Here is a 4,751-nt window from a genome sequence, read left to right on the forward strand (position 1 = left end):
TATCTGCTGGGCAACGAGCCGCCGGTGTTCGACATTCTGTTCTGGAACAACGACACCACCCGGCTGCCGGCGGCATTCCATGGCGACCTCATCGAGATGTTCAAGAACAACCCGCTGATCCGGCCCAATGCACTGGAAGTGTGCGGCACACCGATCGACCTCAAGCAGGTCACCGCCGACATCTTCTCCCTGGCCGGCACCAACGACCACATCACCCCTTGGAAGTCCTGCTACAAATCCGCACAGCTATTTGGCGGCAAGGTGGAATTCGTGCTGTCGAGCAGCGGTCACATCCAAAGCATCCTCAACCCACCAGGTAACCCCAAGTCGCGCTACATGACCAGCGAGGACATGCCGGCCAAGGCCGAGGACTGGCAGGAGAACTCCACCAAGCACACCGATTCCTGGTGGCTGCATTGGCAGGCGTGGCAGGCAGAACGCTCGGGCAAACTGAAAAAGGCACCCACGGTGCTGGGCAACAAGACTTATCCGGCGGGAGAAGCGGCGCCGGGCACGTATGTGCATGAGCGGTAACTGGTGCAACTCGTCTGTTGCGGCCGTGAGGTTACTCACGAAAGCACGTCAACAGCCGACATTAATGCAAGGCCCACGCCGCTGGTGAACGCAAACTTGCGTTCACAGCAGATCCAATGTGGGAGCGAGCCCGCTCGCGATAGCGGTGCGTCAGGCAACAGTGATGTTGAATGCAACGGCCTTATCGCGAGCAGGCTCGCTCCCACAGGGATCGGGGGAAAAATGAAAGACAGCGACCCAACCCACAGGGCTTGAAGCATGCCGCAACCGTACATCTTCCGTACCGTCGATCTGGATGGCCAGACCTTGCGCACCGCGGTACGCCCCGGCAAGCCTCATTTGACGCCCCTGCTGATTTTCAACGGCATCGGCGCCAACCTTGAGCTGGTGTTCCCGTTCATCCAGGCCCTGGACCCGGACCTGGAAGTCATCGCCTTTGACGTTCCCGGCGTCGGCGGCTCGTCGACGCCCAACCGGCCGTATCGCTTTCCCGGCCTGGCAAAACTCACCGCGCGGATGCTCGATTACCTCGATTACGGACAGGTCAACGTGATCGGCGTGTCCTGGGGCGGCGCCCTGGCCCAGCAATTTGCCCATGACTACCCTGAGCGCTGCAAAAAGCTGGTGCTGGCGGCCACCGCCGCTGGCGCAGTGATGGTGCCGGGCAAACCGAAAGTGCTGTGGATGATGGCCAGCCCCCGGCGCTACGTGCAACCGTCCCACGTTATGCGTATCGCCCCACTGATCTACGGCGGCTCGTTCCGCCGCGACCCCAGCCTGGCGGCCAGTCATGCGGCCAAGGTGCGTTCGGCCGGCAAGCTGGGTTATTACTGGCAACTGTTCGCCGGCCTGGGCTGGACCAGCATCCACTGGCTGCACAAGATCCACCAGCCGACCCTGGTGCTGGCCGGCGACGACGATCCACTGATCCCGTTGATCAACATGCGCATGCTGGCCTGGCGCATCCCCAACGCCCAGCTGCACATCATCGACGACGGCCATCTGTTCCTGATTACCCGGGCCGAGGCTGTGGCGCCGATCATCATGAAGTTTCTGGAGGAAGAACGTCAGCGCGCGGTCATGCACCCGCATCCCGCGCCGCTGGGTGGCGGCTGACACCGCCCAAAAGCGCCTGGCAGGACGCCGGATCGCGCAACTACCCGGAACAGCGACTATGTTGTCTGGTTCGGTGTGTTTGTTTTTAGCCTGATGACGAAGGAGTTGACTCATGCGCGACAAACCGGCGAAGGGTTCCATGCCCGCCCCTGCCAACTTCATCAACGCACAAAGTGCGGTCACCGGCCTGCGGGGCCGGGACCTGCTTTCCACCCTGCGCAGTGTTGCCGTACACGGCTTGCGCAACCCAGTGCACAGCGCCCGGCATGCGTTGAAGTTGGGCAGCCAGTTGGGCCGCGTGCTGCTAGGGGAAACCCTGCACCCCACCAACCCCAACGACAAGCGTTTCGCCGATCCCACCTGGGAGCTCAATCCGTTCTACCGTCGCAGCCTGCAGGCCTACCTGAGCTGGCAGAAACAGATGAAGAGCTGGATCGACGAATGCGACATGAGCCCCGATGACCGTGCCCGGGCTCACTTCGCTTTCGCCCTGCTCAATGATGCCGTATCGCCTTCCAATACCTTGCTCAACCCGCTGGCGGTCAAGGAGCTGTTCAATTCCGGCGGTACCAGCCTGATTCGTGGCATCAGCCACTTGGTGGACGACCTGCTGCACAATGACGGGCTGCCGCGGCAAGTCACACCTCATGCCTTCGAAGTCGGCAAGACCCTGGCGACTACACCGGGGGCGGTGGTGTTTCGCAACGAAATGCTCGAGCTGATCCAGTACAAGTCCATGAGCGAAAAGCAATACGCCAAGCCGTTGCTGATCGTGCCGCCGCAGATCAACAAGTTCTACATCTTCGACCTGAGCCCTTCCAACAGCTTCGTCCAGTACGCCCTGAAAAACGGTTTGCAGGTGTTCATCATCAGTTGGCGCAACCCCGATGTACGTCATCGCGAATGGGGCCTGTCCAGCTATGTCGAGGCGACGGAAGAAGCCATGAATGTCTGCCGGGCGATCACCGGCGCCCGTGAGGTCAACCTGATGGGCGCCTGCGCGGGCGGCATGACCATCGCTGCCCTGCAAGGCCATCTGCAAGCCAAGCGCCAACTGCGCCGGGTCGCCAGCGCCACTTACCTGGTGAGCCTGCTGGACAGCCAGATGGAGAGCCCGGCCACACTGTTCATTGACGAGCAGACCCTGGAAGCCGCCAAGCGCCGCTCCTATCAGAAAGGCATCCTCGATGGCCGCGACATGGCCCGGGTGTTTGCCTGGATGCGTCCCAATGACCTGATCTGGACTTATTTCATCAACAACTACCTCCTGGGCAAGGAGCCGCCGGCGTTCGACATCCTCTACTGGAACAACGACTGCACCCGACTGCCGGCGGCCTACCATGGCGACCTACTGGACTTCTTCAAGCACAATCCCTTGACCCACCCCGGCGGCCTGGAAGTGTGCGGCACACCGATCGACCTGCAAAAAGTGACGGTGGACAGCTTCAGCGTGGCGGGCATCAATGACCACATCACGCCATGGGACGCGGTCTATCGCTCAACGCTGTTGCTCGGTGGCGAGCGGCGCTTCGTGCTGTCCAACAGCGGTCACGTCCAAAGCATTCTCAACCCGCCGGGCAACCCCAAGGCCAACTACGTCGAAAACCCGAAACTGAGCAGCGACCCGCGGGCCTGGTATTACGACGCCAAGCACATCGAGGGCAGTTGGTGGACCCAGTGGCTGGGTTGGGTCCAGGAACGCTCCGGCGCCCAACGCGAAACACAGATGACCCTGGGCAACGCGAACTACCCGCCCCTGGAAGCGGCGCCGGGAACCTATGTGCGCGTGCGCTAAGGGCTCACTCCACGGCCAGACACTGGGCCGTGGCACGATTTCCATCACTAAGAAGACCGGATGAAAACCCGCGACCGCATTCTTGAATGCGCCCTGCAGTTGTTCAATGAGAAGGGCGAACCGAACGTTTCCACCATGGAAGTCGCCAACGAAATAGGCATCAGCCCAGGCAATCTCTATTACCACTTTCATGGCAAGGAGCCCCTGATCCTCGGGTTGTTCGAGCGCTTCCAGGGCGAACTGGCACCGCTGCTGGACCCACCGGCAGATGTACAACTGGCGCCGGAAGATTATTGGCTGTTCCTGCACCTGATCGTCGAACGGCTGGCTCAATACCGGTTTCTGTTCCAGGACCTGTCGAACCTGGCCGGACGCCTGCCAAAACTGGCCAAGGGCATCCGCCAGTTGCTCAACGCCCTGAAACGCACCCTGGCCTCGCTGCTGGCGCAACTCAAGGCCCAGGGGATGCTGGTCAGCGATACCCAGGCATTGGGGCAACTGGTGGAACAGATCACCATGACCTTACTGTTCTCGCTGGACTATCAGCGAATCCTCGACCGCGAGGGTGAAGTTCGACTGGTGGTCTATCAGGTCATGATGCTGGTAGCGCCGCATCTGCCGCCGGCGGCAAAGGTTGCGACCGAGCAACTGGCGTTGCGGTACCTGGAAGAGCACGACTAACGACCAGCAGAGGAAGATCCCTTGTGGGAGCGAGCCTGCTCGCGATGGCGGACGCACATCCAACATCAATGTGGCTGACACACCGCTATCGCGAGCAGGCTCGCTCCCACATTGTTTTCTGGGTGATTTCAATATTTGCATCACCACCAGCCCCCTGTGGAAGCAAGCCCGCTTCTGCGGTGCATTCAAATGCATACGCATAAAAAAACCCGACCTTCACAGGCCGGGCGTTTTTGTTTGCCCTGGATATCAGGACTGGGTGGTAGGCGTCGATGGAGCCGGCGCAGCGGTCGGGGTAACCGCCGGAGTCGGAGCCGAAGCGGAGTTCGCGGGGCTCGTCGGGGCGGCCGGTTTGGCGGCAGCAGTCGGCGCCTTCGGTGCGGCAGCTTTTGGCGCGGCCGGTTTTTTCACCGCAGGCTTTTTCGCCGCAGCGGGTTTGGCCGCCGCTTTTGCCGCAGGCTTGGCAGCAGGTTTGGCGGCCGCGGGTTTGGCAGCCGGCTTGGCCGCTGCTTTGGTCGCGGGTTTGGCTGCTACCGGCTTGGCCGCTGCCTTGGCCGCTGCCTTGGCGGCAGGTTTGGCGGCTGCGGTTTTCGCCGCCGGCTTGGCCGCTGCTTTTGCCGCAGGC

The 4,751-nt window shown here is 61.6% G+C and carries 5 protein-coding genes; 4 read left to right on the top strand and 1 reads right to left on the bottom strand.

Translation table 11 applies throughout. From position 1 onward, the window contains the following. The 4 genes from GSM73_RS27750 to GSM73_RS21870 all read left to right on the top strand — a co-directional run. Positions 1 to 534: alpha/beta fold hydrolase (locus GSM73_RS27750; RefSeq protein ID WP_256677041.1), on the top strand; the 534-nt coding region annotated here is incomplete at its 5' end. A gap of 258 nt (positions 535 to 792) precedes the next feature. Then, positions 793 to 1,650: a poly(3-hydroxyalkanoate) depolymerase gene (gene phaZ, locus GSM73_RS21860; RefSeq protein WP_160893808.1), complete on the top strand. Its 858-nt coding sequence runs from the start codon at positions 793 to 795 to the stop codon at positions 1,648 to 1,650. A gap of 112 nt (positions 1,651 to 1,762) precedes the next feature. Next, on the top strand, positions 1,763 to 3,445 hold the full coding sequence (gene phaC / locus GSM73_RS21865; RefSeq protein WP_160893810.1) for a class II poly(R)-hydroxyalkanoic acid synthase: 1,683 nt from the start codon (positions 1,763 to 1,765) through the stop codon (positions 3,443 to 3,445). Between the two features lie 60 nt (positions 3,446 to 3,505). Then, positions 3,506 to 4,126, top strand: a complete 621-nt coding sequence (locus GSM73_RS21870; RefSeq protein WP_047225981.1) for a TetR/AcrR family transcriptional regulator — start codon at positions 3,506 to 3,508, stop codon at positions 4,124 to 4,126. A gap of 249 nt (positions 4,127 to 4,375) precedes the next feature. Here GSM73_RS21870 and GSM73_RS27755 read toward each other — a convergent pair. Beyond that, positions 4,376 to 4,751: hypothetical protein (locus tag GSM73_RS27755; protein WP_256677042.1), on the bottom strand; the 376-nt coding region annotated here is incomplete at its 5' end.

Origin of the sequence: Pseudomonas sp. PICF6 (assembly GCF_009831705.1) — a bacterium.
Classification (GTDB): Bacteria; Pseudomonadota; Gammaproteobacteria; order Pseudomonadales; family Pseudomonadaceae; genus Aquipseudomonas; species Aquipseudomonas rhizophila.